At 60.8% G+C, this 20,763-nt stretch carries 23 protein-coding genes; 16 read left to right on the top strand and 7 right to left on the bottom strand.

Annotated elements, in window-relative coordinates:
* The first annotated feature begins 10 nt into the window (after window positions 1-10).
* Genes Q8K08_RS16105 through Q8K08_RS16090 form a run of 4 tightly spaced genes read left to right on the top strand, consistent with a single transcriptional unit; the run spans window position 11 to window position 5,672 of the window.
* On the top strand, window positions 11-1,342 hold the full coding sequence (locus Q8K08_RS16105; protein WP_305250736.1) for a pitrilysin family protein: 1,332 nt from the start codon (window positions 11-13) through the stop codon (window positions 1,340-1,342).
* Complete coding sequence (locus tag Q8K08_RS16100; protein ID WP_304797332.1) at window positions 1,339-2,649, top strand: pitrilysin family protein; 1,311 nt, start codon at window positions 1,339-1,341, stop codon at window positions 2,647-2,649. The genes Q8K08_RS16105 and Q8K08_RS16100 overlap by 4 nt, the downstream gene beginning before the upstream one ends.
* 45 nt (window positions 2,650-2,694) lie before the next feature.
* Complete coding sequence (gene mutL, locus Q8K08_RS16095) at window positions 2,695-4,515, top strand: DNA mismatch repair endonuclease MutL (protein ID WP_305250733.1); 1,821 nt, start codon at window positions 2,695-2,697, stop codon at window positions 4,513-4,515.
* Window positions 4,512-5,672, top strand: coding sequence for a DNA recombination protein RmuC (locus Q8K08_RS16090; protein WP_305250731.1), 1,161 nt, complete (start codon window positions 4,512-4,514; stop codon window positions 5,670-5,672). The genes mutL and Q8K08_RS16090 overlap by 4 nt, the downstream gene beginning before the upstream one ends.
* Here Q8K08_RS16090 and Q8K08_RS16085 read toward each other — a convergent pair whose 3' ends face one another.
* Both Q8K08_RS16085 and Q8K08_RS16080 read right to left on the bottom strand, forming a co-directional pair.
* Complete coding sequence (locus tag Q8K08_RS16085) at window positions 5,673-6,317, bottom strand: ChrR family anti-sigma-E factor (protein WP_305250730.1); 645 nt, start codon at window positions 6,315-6,317, stop codon at window positions 5,673-5,675.
* Window positions 6,314-6,877, bottom strand: coding sequence for a sigma-70 family RNA polymerase sigma factor (locus Q8K08_RS16080; RefSeq protein WP_370654133.1), 564 nt, complete (start codon window positions 6,875-6,877; stop codon window positions 6,314-6,316). Before Q8K08_RS16080 ends, Q8K08_RS16085 begins: the two co-directional genes overlap by 4 nt.
* A gap of 260 nt (window positions 6,878-7,137) precedes the next feature.
* Here Q8K08_RS16080 and Q8K08_RS16075 point away from each other — a divergent pair, with 260 nt between their 5' ends.
* The 4 genes from Q8K08_RS16075 (at window position 7,138) to Q8K08_RS16060 (ending at window position 11,318) form a co-directional block, all read left to right on the top strand.
* Entirely contained in the window at window positions 7,138-8,430 is a 1,293-nt protein-coding gene (locus Q8K08_RS16075) for an NAD(P)/FAD-dependent oxidoreductase (protein WP_304800492.1), read from the top strand.
* Window positions 8,427-9,179, top strand: a complete 753-nt coding sequence (locus tag Q8K08_RS16070; RefSeq protein ID WP_305250728.1) for a DUF1365 domain-containing protein — start codon at window positions 8,427-8,429, stop codon at window positions 9,177-9,179. Before Q8K08_RS16075 ends, Q8K08_RS16070 begins: the two co-directional genes overlap by 4 nt.
* Window positions 9,176-10,444 carry an MFS transporter gene (locus Q8K08_RS16065; protein WP_305250727.1) on the top strand — a complete coding sequence of 423 codons (1,269 nt, stop codon included), beginning with the start codon at window positions 9,176-9,178 and terminating at the stop codon, window positions 10,442-10,444. Before Q8K08_RS16070 ends, Q8K08_RS16065 begins: the two co-directional genes overlap by 4 nt.
* 133 nt (window positions 10,445-10,577) lie before the next feature.
* Complete coding sequence (locus Q8K08_RS16060) at window positions 10,578-11,318, top strand: SDR family oxidoreductase (protein WP_304800486.1); 741 nt, start codon at window positions 10,578-10,580, stop codon at window positions 11,316-11,318.
* A 23-nt stretch (window positions 11,319-11,341) separates the two neighbouring features.
* On the opposite strand, the gene Q8K08_RS16055 is transcribed toward Q8K08_RS16060, so the two are convergent.
* Entirely contained in the window at window positions 11,342-12,592 is a 1,251-nt protein-coding gene (locus tag Q8K08_RS16055) for an RsmB/NOP family class I SAM-dependent RNA methyltransferase (RefSeq protein WP_304800484.1), read from the bottom strand.
* A 72-nt stretch (window positions 12,593-12,664) separates the two neighbouring features.
* Here Q8K08_RS16055 and Q8K08_RS16050 point away from each other — a divergent pair, with 72 nt between their 5' ends.
* Window positions 12,665-12,853 (top strand): DUF1674 domain-containing protein, encoded by a 189-nt coding sequence (locus tag Q8K08_RS16050; protein ID WP_304800482.1) that lies wholly within the window; start codon window positions 12,665-12,667, stop codon window positions 12,851-12,853.
* A gap of 3 nt (window positions 12,854-12,856) precedes the next feature.
* Here the strand turns inward: Q8K08_RS16050 and Q8K08_RS16045 are convergent, their stop codons facing one another.
* Window positions 12,857-13,219 (bottom strand): dihydrodipicolinate reductase, encoded by a 363-nt coding sequence (locus tag Q8K08_RS16045; RefSeq protein WP_304800481.1) that lies wholly within the window; start codon window positions 13,217-13,219, stop codon window positions 12,857-12,859.
* Between the two features lie 67 nt (window positions 13,220-13,286).
* Window positions 13,287-14,096, bottom strand: a complete 810-nt coding sequence (gene dapB, locus Q8K08_RS16040; RefSeq protein WP_304800479.1) for a 4-hydroxy-tetrahydrodipicolinate reductase — start codon at window positions 14,094-14,096, stop codon at window positions 13,287-13,289.
* A 98-nt stretch (window positions 14,097-14,194) separates the two neighbouring features.
* On the opposite strand from dapB, the gene rbfA reads away from it, so the two are divergent.
* From rbfA to Q8K08_RS16020, 4 genes are all read left to right on the top strand, one after another.
* A complete protein-coding gene (gene rbfA, locus Q8K08_RS16035) occupies window positions 14,195-14,626 on the top strand; it encodes a 30S ribosome-binding factor RbfA (protein WP_305250725.1) in 432 nt (143 codons plus the stop codon).
* A 3-nt stretch (window positions 14,627-14,629) separates the two neighbouring features.
* On the top strand, window positions 14,630-15,355 hold the full coding sequence (locus Q8K08_RS16030) for a phosphodiester glycosidase family protein (protein ID WP_305250724.1): 726 nt from the start codon (window positions 14,630-14,632) through the stop codon (window positions 15,353-15,355).
* A 4-nt stretch (window positions 15,356-15,359) separates the two neighbouring features.
* Window positions 15,360-16,265, top strand: coding sequence for a tRNA pseudouridine(55) synthase TruB (truB, locus tag Q8K08_RS16025; RefSeq protein WP_304800473.1), 906 nt, complete (start codon window positions 15,360-15,362; stop codon window positions 16,263-16,265).
* A gap of 141 nt (window positions 16,266-16,406) precedes the next feature.
* Window positions 16,407-16,919, top strand: a complete 513-nt coding sequence (locus Q8K08_RS16020; protein WP_304800501.1) for a DUF1643 domain-containing protein — start codon at window positions 16,407-16,409, stop codon at window positions 16,917-16,919.
* Window positions 16,920-16,938: 19 nt separating this feature from the next.
* Here Q8K08_RS16020 and Q8K08_RS16015 read toward each other — a convergent pair whose 3' ends face one another.
* Window positions 16,939-18,087 carry a calcium-binding protein gene (locus tag Q8K08_RS16015; protein ID WP_305250723.1) on the bottom strand — a complete coding sequence of 383 codons (1,149 nt, stop codon included), beginning with the start codon at window positions 18,085-18,087 and terminating at the stop codon, window positions 16,939-16,941.
* Window positions 18,088-18,297: 210 nt separating this feature from the next.
* On the opposite strand from Q8K08_RS16015, the gene rpsO reads away from it, so the two are divergent.
* The 3 genes from rpsO (at window position 18,298) to Q8K08_RS16000 (ending at window position 20,371) form a co-directional block, all read left to right on the top strand.
* The gene (rpsO, locus tag Q8K08_RS16010) at window positions 18,298-18,567 is read left to right on the top strand and encodes a 30S ribosomal protein S15 (protein ID WP_304800471.1); all 270 of its coding nucleotides are present in this window, start codon (window positions 18,298-18,300) and stop codon (window positions 18,565-18,567) included.
* 277 nt (window positions 18,568-18,844) lie between these two features.
* On the top strand, window positions 18,845-19,897 hold the full coding sequence (locus Q8K08_RS16005; RefSeq protein ID WP_305250721.1) for a sensor histidine kinase: 1,053 nt from the start codon (window positions 18,845-18,847) through the stop codon (window positions 19,895-19,897).
* Between the two features lie 75 nt (window positions 19,898-19,972).
* Window positions 19,973-20,371 carry a response regulator gene (locus Q8K08_RS16000; RefSeq protein ID WP_304800469.1) on the top strand — a complete coding sequence of 133 codons (399 nt, stop codon included), beginning with the start codon at window positions 19,973-19,975 and terminating at the stop codon, window positions 20,369-20,371.
* Between the two features lie 69 nt (window positions 20,372-20,440).
* On the opposite strand, the gene Q8K08_RS15995 is transcribed toward Q8K08_RS16000, so the two are convergent.
* Window positions 20,441-20,695, bottom strand: coding sequence for a hypothetical protein (locus Q8K08_RS15995; protein ID WP_304800468.1), 255 nt, complete (start codon window positions 20,693-20,695; stop codon window positions 20,441-20,443).
* Between the last annotated feature and the right edge of the window lie 68 nt (window positions 20,696-20,763).

The following is a 20,763-nucleotide window of genomic DNA, read 5'->3' as shown; positions in this document are numbered from 1 at the left end:
ATTCTCCGCAATGCTGCGTCGCACACTTGCGCTATGCCTTTTGGCCGCCACACCGCTTCTGGCCGAAGATGTCACCACCTTTCGTCTCGATAACGGGCTGGAGGTGGTGGTGATCGAAGATCACCGCGCCCCGGTTGTTACCCAAATGGTCTGGTATCGCACCGGCGCAGCGGACGAGGCGCCCGGCCGTTCCGGCATTGCGCATTTTCTGGAGCACCTGATGTTCAAGGGCACCGATACGCTTGCACCCGGAGAATTCTCGGCCACGGTCGAGGCGCAGGGCGGCAATGACAACGCGTTTACCAGCTGGGATTATACTGCCTATTTTCAGCGCGTTGCGGCAGACCGTCTTGTTCTGATGATGCGGCTAGAGGCTGATCGGATGCGCAACCTGCAGATTTCCGAAGATGATATCACGACAGAACGCGCGGTGATTATCGAAGAGCGCAAGCAACGCACAGACAGCAGCCCGGGGGCGCTGTTGCAAGAACAAATGCGCGCCGCCCAGTTTTTGAACCATCCCTACGGCATTCCCATCATTGGCTGGCTGCACGAGATGGAGACGCTCGACCGTCAGGCGGCCTTGGATCACTACACGCGCTTTTATGCGCCAAATAACGCTATTCTGGTGGTCGCAGGTGATGTGACGCCCGAAGCCGTGCGCGAGATGGCGCAAAGGCATTACGGCCCGTTGGCACCATCTGATGCCATCACCGACCGGAAACGCCCGGCTGAGCCGCCGCAAATCGCGGAACGTCGCATGACGCTGACCGATCAGCGTGTGTCAGAGCCATATGTGTTGCGCAGCTATCTTGCCCCGGAACGCGATCCGGGCGATCAGGAAAAGGCCGCTGCGCTGACCATTCTGGCCGAGATTCTGGGCGGCTCTGGGCAGACCTCGCTCTTTGCGCAGGCGTTGCAATTCGGGGCAAATCCGGTGGCGGTGTATTCCTCGGCATTCTATGACGGGACGGGGTTGGACGAGTCCACATTCGGGCTGCTTGTGGTGCCGATGCCGGGTGTTGATCTGGCCACGGCTGAAGCTGCGATGGATGCTGTGATCGCCGATTTCGTTGACGCGGGACCGGATGCCGAAGACTTCGCCCGGATCAAGACCCAGATCCGCGCCAATCAGATCTATGCCCGCGACAACGTTGATGGACTTGCCCGCCGCTATGGCGAAGCCTTGGCCGTTGGTCTGACCGTGCAGGATGTGCAGGACTGGCCTGCCGTGCTGGATGCGGTGACTCCCGAACAGGTGCAAGATGCCGCGCGTGAGGTGCTGAACCGCAACCGCGCAGTGACCGGATGGCTGATGCCCACTGAAGAGGCCGCGCAATGAATATGTTTAAACTCGCGGCCCTGTTGGTGGCCTTTGCACTGCCCGCCCGCGCCGAAATTGACATCCAGACCGTGACTTCGCCGGGTGGTATCACCGCTTGGCTGGTCGAAGAGCCGGGCATTCCTTTTACTGCGCTGGAAATTCGCTTTCGGGGGGGCACTGCGTTGGACATGCCTGGCAAGCGCGGCGCGGTCAACCTGATGACAGCCATGATCGAGGAAGGCACCGGTGATCTCGACTCTGTCGGTTTCGCCCGCGCCCGCGATTCTTTGGCCGCCAGTTTCAGCTTTTCCTCGGATCAGGATTCCGTTGGCGTGTCGGCCCGCTTTCTGACCGAAAACCGGGACGAGGCCGTTGATCTGTTGCGCCGCGCCTTGGTGGAGCCGCGCTTTGACCAAGACGCGCTTGACCGGGTGCGGGGCCAGGTGCTTGCAGGCTTGCGGCAAGATGCCAAGAATCCCGGCACGCTTGCCAGCCGTCGCCTGCGCGAAATGGCTTACGGCGATCACCCCTATGCCAGCACCGGCGATGGCACGGAGGAGTCCGTCACTGCGCTGACCCGCGATGACATACTGGACGCGCACCGCGCCTCTATTGCGCTTGACCGGATCTATGTCTCGGCGGCGGGCGATATTTCGGCGGCAGAGCTTGGCCCTTTGCTGGACACGCTGCTGGGGGCTCTGCCTGCCACGGGCGCACCACTGCCAGACCGCGCGCCGATGGCGTTGACAGGGGGCATTACAGTTCAGGATTTCCCCGGCCCGCAATCGACCGTGATCTTTGGCCATCAGGGTATCAAACGCGATGACCCCGACTTTTTCGCGGCCTCCATCCTGAACGAAATTCTGGGCGGCGGGCGGTTTTCGGCGCGGTTGATGTCCGAAGTGCGTGATCGTCGCGGCCTGACCTATGGTATCGGCAGCTATTTGCTGGGCTACGATCAAGCCGAATTGCTGATGGGGCAGTTTTCCTCGGCCAATGGCACCGTGGGGCAGGCGATTGACGTTATCCGCGACGAATGGCGCAAGATTGCCACCGATGGTGTAACTGCGGCTGAGCTGGAAAACACCAAGACCTACCTGACAGGCAATTACCCGCTCCGTTTCGATGGCAACAGGCCTATTGCGGCGATGCTGGTCGGGATGCAGATGATTGGCCTTGCGCCGGACTACCCGAAAACCCGCAACGCCAAGGTGGAAGCGGTCACGATGGAAGACGTGGCGCGGGTAGCGGCAACCTTGTTCCGCGAGGCAGATTTGCGCTTTGTGGTTGTGGGCCAGCCCGAAGGTGTTGGCTCGACCGATTGACCGAATCTATGGCCCTTAAGGACGAGTGATGCTAAACTTGGGGGTATGAACATGGCGACCCCCAACATATCCATGGACCGCCCGGTCATCCGGCCGCTGGACGAGGCTTCAATCAACCGCATCGCCGCGGGAGAGGTGGTCGAACGTCCGGCCTCTGCGGTCAAAGAACTGGTGGAAAACGCGCTCGACGCGGGGGCCACCCGCATCACGGTGGAATTTGCCGATGGTGGCAAGACGCTTATCCGGGTGACAGACGACGGCTGCGGCATGACCGCCGCCGATCTGCCGCTTGCCATTGCCCGGCATGCCACGTCAAAGATCGACGGATCAGACCTTCTGAACATCCACAGCTTTGGCTTTCGCGGTGAGGCGCTGGCTTCGCTGGGTGCTGTGGGTCGCCTGACCCTCACCTCCCGCGCGGCGGGCCAAGATGCAGCGCAGATCACTGTCGCCGGGGGGCGTATGGCCGGTGTGCGCCCTGCAGCGCTGACTCGTGGCACTGTGGTTGAACTGCGCGATCTGTTCTACGCCACACCTGCGCGGCTGAAATTCCTGCGCACCGACCGGGCAGAGGCGCAGACGATCGCCGAGGTGCTGCGGCGGCTGGCCATGGCCGAACCGCATGTCGGCTTTACCCTGACCGAAGTATCAAACGGTGACAGCCGCACACTGTTTCGTGCTGACCCGCAATCGGGCGATTTCTTTGACGCGCTACACGGTCGCTTGACCGGCATTCTGGGCGCAGATTTCACAAGCAATGCCCTGCGCATCGACGTTCCCCGCGATGGGCTGCACCTGACCGGATATGCTGCTTTGCCCACCTATTCGCGCGGCTCATCGGCACAGCAATTTGTCTTCGTCAATGGCCGCCCGGTGCTGGACAAGCTGCTTTTGGGCGCGCTGAGGGTTGCCTATTTCGATTTCCTGTCACGCGACCGCCACCCGGCCGCCGTGCTGAACCTGTCGTGCGACCCAGAACGAGTGGATGTGAACGTCCACCCCGCCAAGGCCGAGGTCCGCTTCCGTGAACCCGACGCCGCCCGTAGCCTGATCATCACCGGCCTGCGCTCAGCACTTTCGGGCGCAGGTCACCGCGCTTCTACCACCGTGGCCACGGAAACCCTTGCCGCCATGCGCCCCGAGCCGCCGCGTGTTTATCAGATGGACCGCCCCTCGCAGGCCAGTTTTGCCCGCGCCTTTGCCTTTCAGGCACCCGACCCCGCTTCGGGCTTTGCCGAAATGCCGACGGCACGGATCGAAGATCGCAACGAGCCGCGCGATGAGAGCCACCCGCTTGGTGCGGCCCGTGCACAGCTGCATGAAAACTATATCATCGCCCAAACCGAGACGGGTATCGTCATTGTTGATCAGCACGCCGCGCATGAACGGCTGGTCTATGAACGCCTCAAACGCCAGATGGCCGATACTGGAATCGCCGCACAGGCGCTTTTGATCCCAGAGATCGTGGAAATGTCCGCAACCGATGCCACGCGCCTGCTTGATGCTGCGCCCACGCTGGCCGAAATCGGGCTGGTGATTGAACCGTTTGGCGGCAATGCTATCGCGGTGCGCGAAACTCCGGCTGTTCTTGGCACAGTCAACGCCGCTGCGCTGATCCGCGACGTGCTTGATGAACTGGCCGACGCCGGCCAAACCCACCTTCTCCGCGCAAAAATTGATGCGGTGTTGTCGCGGATGGCCTGCCACGGCTCTGTCCGTTCGGGCCGACAGATGCGGGCCGAGGAAATGAACGCGCTTTTGCGCGAGATGGAGGCGACACCGCATTCGGGCCAGTGCAACCATGGCCGCCCTACCTATGTTGAACTGAAACTCCACGATATTGAGCGGTTGTTCGGGCGCAGATGATCACTCTTTTTGGCCAGACTTTTGCAATCACCGACCCCGAGGTGCTGGTTCTTGGCGGTGCGGCGCTGATCCTTTTGATATTCCTTGCCCTTATCTTGCGTACAGCGGGGCGGTCGGCGACCATGGCCGAACCCCTGATGCGCGAAATTGGCTGGCTGGCGCAGCGCGTGCAAAATTTGGGTGACGGCCAGGAACGATTGGCGGGTGGCCTGCACCATGTGTCCGAGGCACAGGCCGTTTCCCAAACCGCAATGTTGCAAGTGATGGAGCAGCGCCTTGCCGAAGTTTCGCGCCAGATGGGTGAAAGCCTGCACGGCACCTCTACCCGGACGGCGCGGTCTTTGGGCGAATTGCAGCAACGGCTGGAGACCATCGACAAAGCGCAGGCGAATATCGAGAAACTGTCGGGCAATGTGCTCAGCCTGCAAGATATCTTGTCCAACAAGCAAACGCGTGGTGCCTTTGGTGAAATCCAGTTGCATGACATCGTGCAAAAAGCCTTGCCGAAAGACGCCTACACCATGCAGGCCACGCTTTCGAACAACCGCCGCGCCGATTGCCTGATCCATTTACCGCAACCTCCCGGACCAATCGTTATTGACGCGAAATTCCCGCTTGAGGCGTATGAGGCGATCCGCCGCGCCGAAAACCCCCGGCAGGCACAAGAAGCAGCAACCCTGATGCGCGGTGCAGTGCGCCAGCACATCCGCGCCATCGCCGAGAAATACATCATCGAAGGGGAAACTGCCGACGGCGCTTTGATGTTCCTGCCGTCCGAGGCTGTTTATGCCGAACTACATTCGAACTTCCCCGAAATCGTCCGCGAAGGCTTTGCGGTAAAGGTCTGGATTGTGTCGCCCACCACCTGCATGGCCACGCTGAACACCATGCGCGCGGTGCTGAAAGATGCCCGGATGCGTGAGCAGGCGGGCGCGATCCGCAAGGAACTGGCGTTGCTTTATGCCGATGTCGACCGTCTGGGCACACGTGTCGAAAACCTTGACCGGCATTTTGTGCAGGCGGCAAAAGACATCGAGGAAATCAAGATCAGCTCTGACAAAGCCACCAAACGCGCCCGCCGTCTGGACAATTTTGACTTTGAGGAAATCGCCAATACCCCGTCCACACCAGTGATTGCCCCCAGCGCGGCCGAGTGATCAGATCCGGAAGAACGGCTGTGCCAGACGCGGCAGAAGGGCGGTGAACTTCAACGAACCTTGGGTTGCCACCAAGCAAATACAAGCCTCTCCCGCTTCGGCAACCGGGGTATGCTCGACCGACGCGTCGGCAATTTCAACATCGCCGCGGGCAAAACGATCTGCCTCATCGCGGAACGCACCTTGCAAGACCAAGGTCAGTTCCAGCCCGTTATGTCCGTGATCCGGCATTGAAGCCCCGGCGGGAATGTACAAAAGCCGCGCAGAAGCCCCTTTGTCACCCGTGCGCAAGATCGCTTGGCGCACCCCCATGCCCAGCGGGCGCCATTTGACCGAATCTACCCCGCCGCCCACATAATCCATCAAAGGGGCGGGCAAAACACTGTCCTGCCGCCGTGCCAACGGGGCATCGGTTTGCGACATGGCGCCGATCCGCGCCAGGCACGTCTCAAGACTGCCCGCCGACATGTCGCAGGTGCTGTCTTCAATCACCGCCCCGCCAAGGGCGTCAAAGGCCATCGACCGCGCGCGGCATTCGTCACACATCGAAAGATGTGCTGCAATTACAAGGTTGAATGCTTCCGGCAATTCTGCTGCCGCATAGGCCATCAACAATTCATCCGACATGTGATGTTTGATCTTCATTTATCCGTTGCCTTCACATCCATCTGATGGCGCAGCCGTTCCAGCGCCAGTCGTATCCGCGATTTGATTGTTCCCAGCGGTAAGCCGGTTTCGGCCGCAATTTCACTGTGCGACAGGTCGCCAAAATAGGCCCGTTCAATCAAAACGCGCTGCTTCAAGGGCAATTGTGCCAGCGCAGTGCCTAAGCGTTCGGTTTCTTGCTGAGCCTCAAGCACCTCGGCCTGATCGGGTTCGGGTTCTGGTCCCCATGGTAATTCTTCTGGCTCGGGGCGACGCGATTTGCGCAGCGCGTCGATCCGTCGGTTTCGGGCGATGGTGAAGACCCAAGTGGCCACCGATGCCCGCTCTGCATCAAACAGCCGCGCCTTTTGCCAAAGCGTGGCCATAACATCCTGCGCACATTCTTCGGCCAAGGCTTCACTTGCCCCTGATTTCATCAAGAACGCCTTTACCCGTGGCGCAAAATGCCGAAACAGGGCAGCAAAAGCCACCTTGTCCTGATCGTCACGCACCCGGAAAACAAGGGCTGACCAATCGATTTGTTCGGCATCTGCTGTCAAACGCAGGTTCCCCTTTTTCGGCGTCATACACCTATCGCCCGCAGCGTAAAGCCGAGGGTTGACAGTTGCATACGCTTTCTGGGGTGCAATTGCATCGAACATCATACTCTGTCTACGCGGCATGTCTTAGGTTGGATCACATTTCAGCAATCTGGTTTTCGTACAATCGTTGTCAATCCTGCGTGGGCGCTGCAACTGGACAAGTGATCTGCGCGACGATCTGTGCGTATAACCGCAAAACGAACAAAGAAAGCCGTCCTATGCCATTCGAGACCGCCGCCTCTGCTCCGCGCCGCATTGCCGTGATCGGGGGGGGCATCACTGGTATGTCTGCTGCCCATATGCTGGGTGATGCTAACCATGTCGTGTTGTTCGAGGCTGAGCGGCGACTTGGAGGGCATGCCCGCACTGTTATGGCAGGCAAGCGCGGGGATCAGCCGGTGGATACCGGATTTATCGTTTTCAACCATGTCAACTATCCGCATCTCGTCCGGTTGTTTGAAAAACTCGACGTGCCCACGGCCAGAAGCACAATGAGCTTTGGCGCCAGCATTGACGGTGGCCGCATCGAATATGCGCTGGCCAATCTTGATACCCTGTTCGCCCAGCGCAAAAACCTGCTGAACCCGAAGTTTATCGGTATGATCCGCGATATTCTGCGGTTCAACAAGCACGCGGTGTCAGTCGCCAAGCCCGGTATGGTGATCCGCGATCTGCTGGCGGCGCTTGGCACTGGGGATTATTTCCGCGACTATTACATCACCCCGTTCTCGGGGGCGATCTGGTCGACGCCGACCAAGGGTATCCTCGATTTTCCAGCGGATGCGATGATCCGGTTTTTCAACAACCACCGGCTTTTGCATACCGAAGGCCAGCACCAATGGTTCACCGTTCAGGGCGGCTCGGTGCAATATGTGCAGCGCCTTCAGGCCGCACTGGTGCGGCAGGGCGTAGATCTGCGGCTTGGGGCCACCATTGCGGCTGTGCAGCGGGGCGATGGCGGCGTTCAGGTCCGCCCTCACGGCTCGGAATGGGAATCGTTTGATGACGTCATTTTTGCGACCCATTCCGATGATGCATTGGCGCTGCTGTCCGATGCTTCTGCCGCCGAACGCGCCAGCTTGGGGGCCGTGCGTTATCAGTCGAATGAAGCCGTGTTGCACTGCGACGAGAGCCTGATGCCGCGGCTGCGCAAGACCTGGTCAAGCTGGGCCTATGTTGAGCCAAAAGGCGGGCCAGGCGACCGCATCGACCTGACCTATTGGATGAACAGCCTGCAACCCATCCCGCAGGATGATCCGCATTTTGTAACGCTCAACAGCAACCGCGCGATCCGGGATGAGTGCATTTATGACAGTGTCACCTTCCGCCACCCGGTCTATGATGCGGCGGCGCTGGCGGCCCAAGGGGCTATCCGAATGATGAACGGCACCGCAAACACATGGTTCTGTGGCGCGTGGATGAAAAACGGCTTCCATGAAGATGGTATCGGCAGCGCAGTGGATGCGGTGACCGCAATGGGCCACCGAAGCGCGTCTGGCATGACCGTATGACAGTGGATATGATCCACGGTCAGACGTTTCATGGCCGCAAGGGCGCGGTCCAGAACAGCTTTCGCTATACCGTTGATTACATTGCCCTTGATGTCGAGGCCCCCGCAGATGGGCCAAGCCTTTTTGGTCGCAACCGCCGCAACCTGACTGCGCTTTGGGACACTGACCATGGCGGGCTGCCGGGGCAGGGCAGGGGGTCGGCATGGGTGCGCGAGGTGCTGGCCACGCACAACCTTCCAACACCCGCCCGCATTATCCTGATGGCTCAGCCGCGCATTCTGGGGCATGTCTTCAACCCGGTCTCGTTCTGGTTGTGCTATGATGCGGCGGGCGATCTGCGCACGGTGATTGCCGAAGTGTCGAACACCTATGGCGACCGCCACTCCTACCTTGCGCATCACGACAACCATGGCCCGATCACCCGCGAGGATACACTCAGCGCGCGCAAGATCTTCTATGTCTCACCCTTTCAACCGATCGAGGGCGGCTATGCGTTCCGCTTTGACATCACCGACGACCGTATCGGCATCTGGATCGACTACACCACTCCGGGTGGCGGGTTGTTTACCAACCTGACCGGCGCCCGTGTGCCCTTGACCAACACGGGCATTCTGCGCGCCTGCCTGCGCCGCCCGTTTGGCTCGCGCCGGGTGTTGGCGCTGATCCATTGGCAGGCACTGAAACTGGCGATCAAGGGCGCAAAGTTCCGCAGCCACCCCAAGCCCCCGGCCGAAGACGTCACCAGATGACCAAAGCTGCCCCGCTCTGGCCGCCGCTTTGGCCATGGTCGCTGTTCGCGGCCATGATCGCCGCTGCAGGCTTGCCGATCTATATTCACGCGCCCAAATTCTATGTTGACACCTACGGCACCAGCTTGACTGCACTTGGGCTAACCCTTGCCGCGCTGCGTCTGATTGATGTGGTCCAAGACCCCCTGTTGGGCTGGCTGGCCGAGGCGGGGCGCAAGCGCCGCGCGGCTTTGGTCTGGGGGGCGGCTATGGTGATGGCCCTTGCAATGATTGGCCTTTTCGCCATTGCCCCGCCCATAGCGCCGTTGGCATGGTTCGCCATAACCCTTGCGCTGCTGTTCAGCGGGTTTTCGTTTCTCACCATCGTTTTCTACGCCCAAGGCGTCGAAAAAGCTGCCCTGCTTGGCCCCACTGGCCACTTCCGGCTTGCGGGCTGGCGGGAAACCGGGTCGCTTTTGGGCGTTTCGCTTGCCGCCGTTGCGCCGGTGGTGCTTGGCAGCTTTACGGACCGCCCCTTCACCGGCTTTGCCGCTGGCTTCGCCTTGCTTGCGCTCGTCGCCGTGGTCACGATGCGCCGTGAATGGACCGCCGCCCCGGCAACGCAGACCCCTGCCGATGCCGTCGGCCTGTTCCGCCCCATTCTCGCCGACCCGCTCTCGCGCCGTCTTTTACTGATCGCGCTGCTGAACGCGGCCCCTGTGGCCGTGACCTCCACCCTGTTCCTTTTTTTCGTCGAAAGCCGCCTTGGCGCCCCCGGTCTTGAGGGCCCGTTGCTTTTGTTGTTCTTCCTCTCCGCCGCCGCCTCTGCCCCGTTTTGGAGCCGGAGCGCCGCCCGCTTTGGCGCAAAGCGCAGCCTGCTGGCCGCCATGGCGCTGGCCATCGCCGCCTTCCTCTGGGCTGTCGCCTTGCGCGAAGGCGATGCGTTGCCCTTTGCCGTGATCTGTGCGGCATCCGGTGCCGCGCTGGGTGCCGACCTTACCCTGTTGCCTGCCCTGTTCGCACGCCGCCTGTCTGCCCTTGGCAAGGGCGAGGGCGCAGCGTTCGGCTTGTGGTCCTTTATGTCCAAGCTTTCGCTTGCCCTGGCCGCAGCTACGCTTCTGCCCGCGCTGTCTGCCGCAGGCTTCACCCCGGGCACAGACAACCCGCCCGATGCGCTTTTGGCCTTGTCCCTGCTCTACGCCGCACTGCCTTGCGCGCTCAAACTTATTGCCATGGCGCTTCTGGTCACAACTGAAACAGCCGAAACAGCCGAAACCCACGCATAAGGCTTGACCCGAGGGCGAGGGGACACAACCTTGATGTAACAGGCCGTGGCGTCGGCCTTCAGCGGAACCATCACCAACCGCACCCGTTTATACAGAATATGCTCATGGACGCCGGATGAAGGAGATACAAACGATGAGAGACTGGACAGGAAAACGCTACTGGCTCGTGGGCGCGTCCGAGGGCCTTGGCCTTGCTCTGGCCCAGATGCTCTCACGCGCCGGGGCCGAGGTGATCCTGTCTGCCCGTTCACAAGATCGTCTTACCGCAGCCGTGGCCACACTGGCAGGCAAAGGCAGCGCCGTTGCCTGTGATGTAGCCGACCGTGCTTCTGTGCAGGCCGCCGCCGATCAGATCGGGCCGGTAGATGGCGTGGTATATCTTGCAGGGGTCTATTGGCCGACCAAAGCACAAGAGTGGAAGGCTGATGAAGTCGAGGCGATGTGCGACGTGAATTTCACCGGCTGCGCCCGCGTGATCGGGGTTGTTTTGCCCGGTATGGTGGCTCGCGGATCGGGGCATGTGGTGATCACCGGCTCCCTTTCCGGGTTTCGTGGTTTGCCGGGTTCGATTGGCTACACCGCCTCGAAGGCCGGGGTCATGTCGCTGGCGGAATGTCTTTATGCCGACCTGCGGGACAGCGGCATTGATGTGCAGGTGGCCAACCCTGGCTTTATCCGCACCCGGCTGACCGACAAGAACGATTTCTCAATGCCCTTCCTGATGGAACCGGAAGAGGCCGCGCGCGAGATGTTCGAACACATGAACAGCGACACGTTCAAGAAAAGCTTTCCGTTGATGTTTTCCTGGCTGTTCCGGCTGTCGCAATTCTTGCCCGATTGGGCCTATTACCGGATGTTTGCACCGCGTAAATAGCCGGTCTTCCATCGCCTTGACCGTCAGGGAGCGATGAGCGTGGCTATGAAGAACCCGTCCATCCCGCCGCGCTCGGCCCACAGATCGGGCCGCAACCGGACTGCGCCTTGCTCGGTAATCCATTCCGCCTGCACCCAAGGCAGGGCTGGTCGCTGAACGCGCAGCCCCGGGTGCCGCAGCAACGCCGCCGCCAACTGGTTTTCGCCCTCTGCAGGCAGCAGCGAGCAGGTGCAATACACCAGCCGCCCGCCCGGTTTCAGCCATCCCAACGCCCGGTCGATCAGCGCCGCTTGCAGCGCAACCAGCCCTTCAACTTCCGACCCGTCCTTGATGAACGGCAGATCCGGGTGCCGCCGCAGTGTCCCTGTTGCCGAGCAGGGCGCATCCAGCAAAACCGCGTCAAACTTATCCTCGGGCGCCCAATGCAGTGCATCCGCGACCACCAGCGCAGCACTCAGACCAGTGCGCGCCAGATTTTCCGCCACCCGCGCCATGCGGGGCGAAGAGATGTCCAGCGCGGTCACCACAGCCCCGGTATCTGCCAGTTGCAGCGTTTTGCCACCCGGGGCGGCGCAGATATCCAGCACCGCCTCACCCTTTTGCACGCCCATCAGCCGCACCGCCATGGCCGCCGCTGCATCCTGCACCCACCAGTCGCCGCTCGCATAGCCCGGCAGTTGGGTGATCTGCCCGCCACTGGCCAGCCGGATGCTGCCCGTTGGCAAAAGCTCGCCCTCTGGCAGCGCAGTAGCGCCTGCCTTTGGTGTGATGTCCACCGGCGGCACCTGCGCCTGCACGGCCTCAATGGCGCTTACCACTTCACGCCCATACGCATGCACCAGCGGCTGCCGGATCCAGCGCGGCAGTTGGGGCGCGGGCAGGGCGGCCAGATCGACCAACTCCGGCAGAGCGCGCAGCACCGCATTCACCAGCCCCGACAGATGCGTGGTGCGCTTGCCGCGGCGCGCCAACGCCACCGCCTCATTCACCACGCCATGTGCTGCGGCACCGTCCGCGCGTTCCCACACCGCCAGCCGCAGAATGTTCAGCACCGCCAAAGGGGGCACCTTGCGCAGCAACGGCTTCAGCACCCGGTCAATCCGGTCCATCTGGCGCAGCACCTGCGCCGCCAACCGCTCGGCCCGCGCGCGATCCGGCCCCGACAGGCCATCAGGCAGCGCCACCTGTGACAGCATCATGCCTTCGCCCAGCACGGCGTTCAGCACACCCACGGCGGCACTGCGTGCGGTCACGCTTTCGGTTCCGGCCTTCATCCTGCGACGCCCCTGCTTCTTGTCTCGCTGGTCAAACGCCGTATATCAAGAAGCACAGACAGGAAAGCCGCCATGACCGATACACCCGATTTGCCCCCCGTTGATCTTCCCCCAGCCGCCAAGCGCGCCCTTGCCGAAGCAGAAGAGCGCCGACGGCATGCCGAAGCGATGACGCTGCCGAAAGAGCTTGGGGGCAGAGATGGCCCCGAACCCGTGCGCTATGGCGATTGGGAGAAAAAGGGTCTGGCCATCGACTTCTAAGCCTTATCGCAGCCGAAACGAGGCTGACTGGCCTTGCCCCTTGTCCGAGGTAAAGCGCAAGCGGCTGGCATCCATGGCTTCGACCAACTGGCAGTTGAAGGGTATGGCATAGCCGCTCCAATCCATGTCGCGGCAAAAGTATCCATCCTGCCAGACCCAGTTGCCACTGATGCCCCAACCCAGCGCCGATCCAGTGATCTTGCCATCCGGCGTCACTTTTAGCGACAGGTTATACAACCCGATCCGCAGCTCTTTGCCCTGCACAAAGGATAGAAACGCCGTCTTGTCGCGAATTGGCCCGGCCGTATTGGCCAAGGTAAGGGCTGGGAGGACGCAGATCAGCAGGGCGAGAAGAACACGGTGCATGGCAACCTCGATGGACGATACTTTTCGTATACGAGCGTCGGGGGCGTTTGGTTCACACTGTCCAGCGTTAAAGCCCCAGAACATCCATCATATCATAGTGACCGGGCTTTTGTGTCTGGCCCCACAGCGCTGCCTTAAGCGCGCCACGGGCGAAAATCGTGCGGTCGGTGGCCAGATGGCGCAGCACAATCCGCTCGCCATCGGCGGCAAAGATCACGTCATGCTCGCCCACCACATCGCCACCGCGAATCGCGGAAAACCCGATGGTGCCCCGCTCGCGTGCGCCGGTGATCCCGTCTCGCCCCGACACCATGGCCTGATCAAGCGTCACTCCGCGCCCGTCCGCCGCCGCCTGACCCAGCATCAGCGCGGTGCCTGACGGTGCATCCACCTTCATCCGGTGATGCGCCTCGACCACCTCGACATCCCAATCGGCATCCAGCGCCTGCGCTACCTTTTGCGTCAGCCGTACCAGCAGGTTGACTCCAAGGCTCATATTTCCCGCCCGTACGATCACCGCGTGGCGTGCCGCAGCATCGATTGCGGCGATATGGCCCGGCTCAAGCCCTGTTGTGCCGATCACATGCACCGCACGCGCTTGTGCTGCCAGCGCCGCAAATTCGACAGTGGCTGCGGGCGCGGTAAAGTCGATGACCCCCTGCGCCCGGGCAAAGGCCTCCAGCGGGTCATCAGTCACCAGAACCCCGATGGACGCGCCGCCCATACAGTCACCTATGTCGCGGCCGATCCACGCATGGCCCGACCGCTCCAGACAGCCGACCAGCCGCGCCTTGTCCGACGCCGCAATCGTTCGGATCAGCATTTGCCCCATCCGGCCCGATGCCCCAGTGACGACGATTCCTGGCAAGGTCTGCATGGTGGTTCTCCCAGTTGCGCCCGCGCGGTGTAGCGTGTTGGCGCGCGCGACAAAAGCCCGCCGTTGCGGGGCGGGTAAAAACAGCTTATGTGGCCCCCATGTCGAATAAACGCAATTCCTCGGGCGATGGCCCCAATCAACGCCAGCTTCGTGTCGGCGAACTTATCCGCCGCACGCTGGCCGATGTGCTGAACCGCAGCGAAATCCACGACCCAGACCTGAATCGCATGTCGATCACCGTGGGCGAGGTGTCGTGCTCCAACGATCTTAAGGTGGCGACGGTCTATATCATGCCTCTGATGGGATCGGTCCCGGTTGAGGATGCGATTGCCGCCCTCGCCCGGAACAAGGGAGAACTGCGCCACCGCGTCGCGTCGCAACTGACCCTGAAATACGCGCCTGATCTGCGCTTCCGCCCGGACGAGACCTTTGACCGCCTGGATGAAACCCGCCGCTTGTTTGCCGATCCAAAGGTTGTGAAAGACCTGTCGTCGCCGGATGACGAAGGTGACGCCAACGGGGACGTCTGAGCGATGCTGCGTCTTGCCGCCTTGTTCGCCTTCCTGCTGCCGCAGGTGGCGGATTCGGCTGTTTGCGAAATTCAGCGCTTTGAGGATACGTCTTTTACTGCCTGTGAAGTGAGAGTGGGCGAAGATCTGCGTTTGTTCCACTCTGGTCCCTCTGGCCCTTTGGGCAGCTTCAATGCGGTGAACGCCGCCTTGGCGGCTGAGGGCAAGACGCTTGGCTTTGCGATGAATGCGGGCATGTATCACCCGAACCGTGCGCCTGTGGGCCTGCTGATCGAGCAAGGGAGCACGCAGTCGGATATCGTGACAGCACAGGGGCCGGGAAATTTTGGCCTGCTGCCCAATGGCGTATTCTGCATTGGCGAACGGTTTTCCGTGGTCGAAAGCCGCGCGTTTTCCGCCACGCCGCCCAAATGCAGCTATGCAACACAATCTGGCCCGATGCTGGTGATAGATGGAGCGCTGCACCCACGCTTGATCCCCGACAGCGACAGCACCTTTATCCGCAACGGCGTGGGTGTCAGCGCCGATGGCACACGCGCGGTGTTCGTCATTTCCAACGACCGGGTGAACTTCCACCGATTCGCCCGGTTCTTCCGCGATGCGCTCGGCCTCCCCGATGCGCTGTATTTTGATGGTAAGATCTCGCGTCTTTACGCGCCTGCAGTCCGGCGCAACGACCTTGGCTTTGCCATGGGACCGATGGTCGGCACCGTCGTCAACAAGGACTGAAAACATGGGCCGCGTGAAAAAGGGCCGGGCTGTGTCCGGCTGGGTCATCATCGATAAACCGGCAGGGGTTGGATCGACCACTGTTGTCAATAAGGTGAAATGGGCGTTTCAGGCGCAAAAGGCGGGTCATGCCGGTACGCTTGACCCGGACGCCACTGGCGTTCTGGCGATTGCTTTGGGTGAGGCGACAAAGACGGTGCCTTTTGTCACCGATGGGCTGAAATGCTATCACTTCCGGGTGGCCTTCGGCGCGGCGACCAGCAGCGATGATGCCTCTGGCACTGTGCTGGAAACACGCGATGTGCGGCCGGATGATGCCGCAATCGAGGTGGCTTTGGCGGCATTTCGCGGCGACATCATGCAGGTGCCGCCGCAGGTGTCTGCGGTAAAGGTCGATGGTGAACGCGCCTATGATCTGGCGCGCGAAGGGATCGAGATGGATCTTGTGGCCCGTCCCTTGTGGGTGGAAAAGCTGGCGGTGCTGTCACGGCCCGATGCCGACCATGTTGATCTGGAAATGATCTGCGGCAAAGGCGGTTATGTGCGGTCGGTTGCGCGCGATCTGGGGCAGGCTTTGGGCTGTCTTGGCCATGTGGCTTGGCTGCGTCGGGTTTGGTCCGGCCCGTTTGAGGTGACTGGGGCGGCGACGCTGGAAGACATCGACCGCCTTGCCCGAACAGATGAAATCGACGCCCTGCTGCTCCCGCTGGAACTGGGTTTGACCGACCTTCCCGAGTTGCCCGCCACGCCCGAAGGCGCCGCGCGTTTGCGCAATGGCAATCCGGGAATGGTGCTGACCTCTAGCGTGGACTGGGGGGACGAGGCTTGGGCGAGTTACCAAGGCCGCGCGGTGGCGGTTGGCATCTACAAGGCTGGAGAACTGCACCCGAACCGGGTGTTCAACACATAAGCCGGTGGCCGTCATGCGGGGCATCGAGCCCCGCATGACGGCGTTGCCACAGCCAGGCCTTTTGACGAGGGTGAGCGCGGCGCGGTGGGGGCGCTCCGCGCGGGAGTATTTGGAAAGCAGCAAATGCAAAGAAATGTGGGACTGATTGTACGGCAGCATCTGAAGGGGGAAGCTGCATCGGAGGCGGTATATTCACCCTGCGAGCGCTATCGCTATCTGTTGACCAGGGTCTGGGACCGGGGGGGTGAGCGGGCGTTGTTTGTGATGCTTAATCCGTCGACTGCGACCGAGGTACAAAACGACCCGACGGTGGAGCGCTGTGAGCGTCGTGCGCGTGCGCTGGGGTTTGGAGCATTCCGTGTTGTGAACATCTTCGGCTTTCGCGCGACAGACCCAAAGGTGATGCGGGCCTTTGAGGATCCGGTCGGGCCAGGCAATGACATGGCGATCCTGTCGAGCGTAGTGGACTGGCAGCCCGGTCGGGTGGTCTGTGCTTGGGGTGGCCACGGTCTGCATCTGGGGCGGGGAGACGCTGTGGCGCGATTATTGCGCGGCACTGGGCAGCCGTTATGGCATTTGGGGATGACAGCCTCGGGTCAACCCAAGCATCCTTTGTATATCGCCTACGCTCAGCAGCCTGAACTGTGGGACTGACTGCAGGCCTGTCTTGCGTTCAGGAAGGCTGTAGTTGGATCAATGACAGGTCGAGCCCTACAGCGTTGCGGATCAGGGCCACTGCGACACCGTCGAGCAACAGAGTTACATCATCTGTTCCGTCAACGGGTTCTGCCGATAGGGCAGGGAGTGGATGCTGCAGTTGGTCATAGACCACCACAATTTGATCTTCGTCGGGGCTGTAATCCACTATCTCCGACACTGGCAGGCCGGGTGCGAAATCTTGCAGCTGGAAGGTATCGGAACCGGACCCACCCATGGCGATGTCGCCTGGGCCGATGCCTATGAAGTCGTCGCCCGCGCCACCGTTCAGCACATCCACCGCGGCATCACTGCGTCCTTCGAACCCACCCCATAGCGTGTCATTCCCAGATCCGCCATCCAGCGTGTCTTGCGATCCGCCGCCGATCAGCAGGTCATTTCCGGCTCCGCCCGCCAGCCAGTCGCGGCCCATGCCGCCATCAAGCGTATCGTGACCTTCGCCGCCCATCAGCGTATCGGCCCCGCCGCCACCGATCAGATGGTCATTGCCCTCACCACCGGCAAGGTGATCCGCGCCCCTGCCACCAAAAAGTAGATCATCGCCCGCCCCGCCGATCAGGACATCATTGCCGCCCTGACCAAACAGGCTGTCATCGCCGTCGCCTCCATCCAGATGATCACGTCCTGAACCGCCCGACAGTCTGTCATTGCCGCCGCGTCCGACAAGTTGGTCATCGCCGCCACCGCCGGACAGCGTGTCATTTCCGGCCCCGCCACTTAGAATATTGGCCCCACCGTCGCCCGTAAGGGCGACCGGTGCCGCCTCTGGTTCTGCTATGTCATCCGAAACGGGCATTCCGTCATCAACATAGCCGGATCGTGTTCCGTTTGATGTATCTGTATCTGTATCGGCAAGGAGCCAACCTAGCGAAGCATTTTCGTCTTCTCCTTCGGCTGACGGGTCTTGATCATCCGCCTCTGGTTCGGCGTCTTCCTCGGCACCCGAGGTGCGCAGGAGACCATCAGCGAGAAGGCCTGCGCCCAAGGCACCCATAATTGCCAGCAATGCCAACATCAGCCAATCCCTTGCCGCAACCTGCACGTTAACCAATTCGCCGTGCAACCCCTCGATTGCAAACGAAAACTCTTCCAGTATCCATATCACGAATCGTTGAGTTCTGACAGGGTGCCGTCGCGAATTCTGGGCGCATCGTTAACGCTGCCTTGCGTGACCAAAGCTCCCCCGCACATGAGGGCTTTTCTTTGCGCCGGTTTTCTCCTATACGCTCCCATCCCCGATGTTTTCGGGGCCCAATGGTCTTGCTGGACGACATCCCGGCTCGCACCGTCACCCTTCTGCTCAAGGAGATATCCGATGTCGATCACCGTCGAAGAAAAAGCCCGCCTGATCAAGGAATACGCCACCAAAGAACACGACACCGGCTCGCCGGAAGTTCAGGTGGCCATCCTGTCGTCGCGCATCGCGACCCTGACCGAGCATTTCAAGAGCCACAAGAAAGACAACCACTCGCGTCGTGGTCTTTTGATGATGGTCGCCCAGCGCCGCAAGTTGCTGGACTATCTGAAAGGCAAGGAAGAGGCACGCTACACCGCCCTGATCGCCCGCCTCGGCCTGCGCCGCTAAGCGCGGCCTGAGCGACCGAATACGGAAACGCCCGCCCCGAGAGGGGTGGGCGTTTTGCGTTTGGGGAGGGCTTTGTTTGAGGTGCCACATCGCTCGTGAGGCGGACATCGGCGTGTTCTGTTCAGCTATCTCCTCCCCCGGCCGATTAAGTGTAGTGCCGGCCTGGGAACGATGTGATACGTCTGGGTTGATCGTTAGTTGAGGGCGTGCCTTTTGACTGCGTTTCTGCCGAATTTTGGCTCGCTCCGCGAGTTTTCGGCCCAAGAGGACTTCTGACATGTCCAAGACATCTTTTGACCACCTCGAAGCGGCGAGCACACTTGCCGTGGTGGTCTCCTCACATGAGCCTTTGCTTTTTCTTTCCGCAGATCAGGTGATCATCGCTGCAAGCGCTTCATTTTGCCGGGCTTTTGAGATTGATCCGGTGACGCTTCCCGGCAGGCATCTCAGCGCAGTAGGAAACGGAGAGTGGGCGATGCCGAATCTTGCCTCGCTGCTGAAGGCGACCGCTGCGGGAAGTGCGCATATCGAAGCCTACGAGATTGACCTCATTCGGCAGGACAGGAAGATACGGAACCTGGTCGTCAACGCCTGCACTTTGGATGACGGCGACAAGGATCGTATCCGGATGCTGCTTGCGGTGACCGATGTGACGGACATGCGTGCCGAAGCGCGCATCAAAGACGATCTGGTTCGGGAAAAGGCAATTCTGCTTCAGGAAGTCCAGCATCGGGTTGCGAACAGCCTGCAGATCATTGCCAGCGTTCTGATGCAGAGCGCACGAAAGGTGCTGTCCGAAGAGGTGCGCGGTCACCTTCACAATGCCCATCACCGGGTCATGTCGATTGCAGCGGTGCAAAAGCAGCTTTCAACCTCCCTTGGCGGCGAGGTCGGGATACGCACCTATCTGACGCAACTTTGCGACAGCCTCGGCGCATCAATGATTGCTGACCCTGATCGCCTCTCGATTTCAGTCATCGCCGATGACAGTGCCGTAAAAGCAGAGGTTTCCGTCAGTCTGGGGCTCATTGTCACCGAACTGGTGATCAACGCGCTCAAGCACGCGTTCCCTGATCAGGCGACGGGCAGGATCGAAGTTGGCTACCTTGCAAAAGGCAGCAACTGGACCTTATCAGTCACGGACAATGGCATCGGCATGCAAGCGGGCAGCAGCGCGCCTAAAGCAGGCCTTGGAACCGGGATTGTGGAAGCACTGACCAAGAACCTGAAGTGCGAACTTCAGATGAGCGAAGCAAATCCGGGCACTGCTGTCACGATCAGTCATCGTGGGAGTGCCGATCACCAAGAAGGCATCCGCTCCGTTGCGTAGGAACCAAAAGATGCTGACGCGCTTTGGTTTACTGTCAAAGCCTGCGGGCCTTTAATTTTGAGAGACGAGAAGCAGATGAAAAACGGTAAGGCTGTGGTCCTCGTGGTCGAAGACAATGCGCTCATTCGGATGGGGGCCCTCGACCTTGTTCGCTCTGCCGGTTACGAGGCGCTGGAAGCCTGTGATGCAGCCGAAGCCATCCGCATTCTGGAATCGCGAGATGACATCGATCTGGTCTTTACCGATGTGCAAATGCCCGGCACGATGGATGGCATCAAGCTCTCGCATTACATCCGTGACCGATGGCCTCCCGTGAAGCTGCTCGTCGCGTCTGGCATGACGATTCTTCAAGAAAGCAGCCTGCCATCGGGGAGCCTGTTCTCCTCAAAACCCTATAACGAACATGAAATTATCGACATGATGACGCGCTTGCTTTTGAGCGACAGTAGGTCATCCGCAGAAGTGCACGACTGATAAGTTTCCGTTTGACCAAAGCAGGTCGACAGCTTTTGGCGGCGCCGCATCTAGAAGCAACTGTATCTCTCACGCCGTTGCGGCGGTCCATTTCTGACGGCCCTTGCACAGGGCGTTCGCGATGGTGACGAGCTTTGTGGAGAGGGCGGTGATGATGACCTTGTGCGGCTTGCCAGCCTTGCAGAGGTGATCCGCGCAGGATTTCAGGCTTGGGTTGTGATGTGCCGCGACCAGTGCCGCTTGGAACATCACGTGCCGCAGGGCCCGGTGACCTCCAGTGAGTGCCGCAGCCTCTTCGCCGGAGATGGTGCCGATCTCGGGCATTTCGGTGACCCATTGCCCGGCAGTGCATGTTTGCATGCACGAGAGGGAGCATCGCGCCGGGAACCGTG

It is taken from the genome of Pseudotabrizicola sp., assembly GCF_030684215.1.
Taxonomy (GTDB): domain Bacteria; phylum Pseudomonadota; class Alphaproteobacteria; order Rhodobacterales; family Rhodobacteraceae; genus Pseudotabrizicola.
This window is presented reverse-complemented; position numbering and strand designations above follow the sequence as displayed.

Bases quoted from the DNA above. Each gene is read 5' to 3' on its own strand.
- dapB (WP_304800479.1), bottom strand. From the start codon at position 14,096: ATGCAGACCTTGCCAGGAATCGTCGTCACTGGGGCATCGGGCCGGATG.
- Q8K08_RS15995 (WP_304800468.1), bottom strand. From the start codon at position 20,695: ATGCCCGAGATCGGCACCATCTCCGGCGAAGAGGCTGCGGCACTCACT.
- Q8K08_RS16075 (WP_304800492.1), top strand. From the start codon at position 7,138: ATGCCATTCGAGACCGCCGCCTCTGCTCCGCGCCGCATTGCCGTGATC.
- rpsO (WP_304800471.1), top strand. From the start codon at position 18,298: ATGTCGATCACCGTCGAAGAAAAAGCCCGCCTGATCAAGGAATACGCC.
- Q8K08_RS16060 (WP_304800486.1), top strand. From the start codon at position 10,578: ATGAGAGACTGGACAGGAAAACGCTACTGGCTCGTGGGCGCGTCCGAG.
- Q8K08_RS16045 (WP_304800481.1), bottom strand. From the start codon at position 13,219: ATGCACCGTGTTCTTCTCGCCCTGCTGATCTGCGTCCTCCCAGCCCTT.
- Q8K08_RS16055 (WP_304800484.1), bottom strand. From the start codon at position 12,592: ATGAAGGCCGGAACCGAAAGCGTGACCGCACGCAGTGCCGCCGTGGGT.
- Q8K08_RS16100 (WP_304797332.1), top strand. From the start codon at position 1,339: ATGAATATGTTTAAACTCGCGGCCCTGTTGGTGGCCTTTGCACTGCCC.
- Q8K08_RS16065 (WP_305250727.1), top strand. From the start codon at position 9,176: ATGACCAAAGCTGCCCCGCTCTGGCCGCCGCTTTGGCCATGGTCGCTG.
- Q8K08_RS16090 (WP_305250731.1), top strand. From the start codon at position 4,512: ATGATCACTCTTTTTGGCCAGACTTTTGCAATCACCGACCCCGAGGTG.
- Q8K08_RS16085 (WP_305250730.1), bottom strand. From the start codon at position 6,317: ATGAAGATCAAACATCACATGTCGGATGAATTGTTGATGGCCTATGCG.
- Q8K08_RS16070 (WP_305250728.1), top strand. From the start codon at position 8,427: ATGACAGTGGATATGATCCACGGTCAGACGTTTCATGGCCGCAAGGGC.
- truB (WP_304800473.1), top strand. From the start codon at position 15,360: ATGGGCCGCGTGAAAAAGGGCCGGGCTGTGTCCGGCTGGGTCATCATC.
- Q8K08_RS16005 (WP_305250721.1), top strand. From the start codon at position 18,845: ATGTCCAAGACATCTTTTGACCACCTCGAAGCGGCGAGCACACTTGCC.
- Q8K08_RS16050 (WP_304800482.1), top strand. From the start codon at position 12,665: ATGACCGATACACCCGATTTGCCCCCCGTTGATCTTCCCCCAGCCGCC.
- rbfA (WP_305250725.1), top strand. From the start codon at position 14,195: ATGTCGAATAAACGCAATTCCTCGGGCGATGGCCCCAATCAACGCCAG.
- Q8K08_RS16030 (WP_305250724.1), top strand. From the start codon at position 14,630: ATGCTGCGTCTTGCCGCCTTGTTCGCCTTCCTGCTGCCGCAGGTGGCG.
- mutL (WP_305250733.1), top strand. From the start codon at position 2,695: ATGAACATGGCGACCCCCAACATATCCATGGACCGCCCGGTCATCCGG.
- Q8K08_RS16000 (WP_304800469.1), top strand. From the start codon at position 19,973: ATGAAAAACGGTAAGGCTGTGGTCCTCGTGGTCGAAGACAATGCGCTC.
- Q8K08_RS16105 (WP_305250736.1), top strand. From the start codon at position 11: ATGCTGCGTCGCACACTTGCGCTATGCCTTTTGGCCGCCACACCGCTT.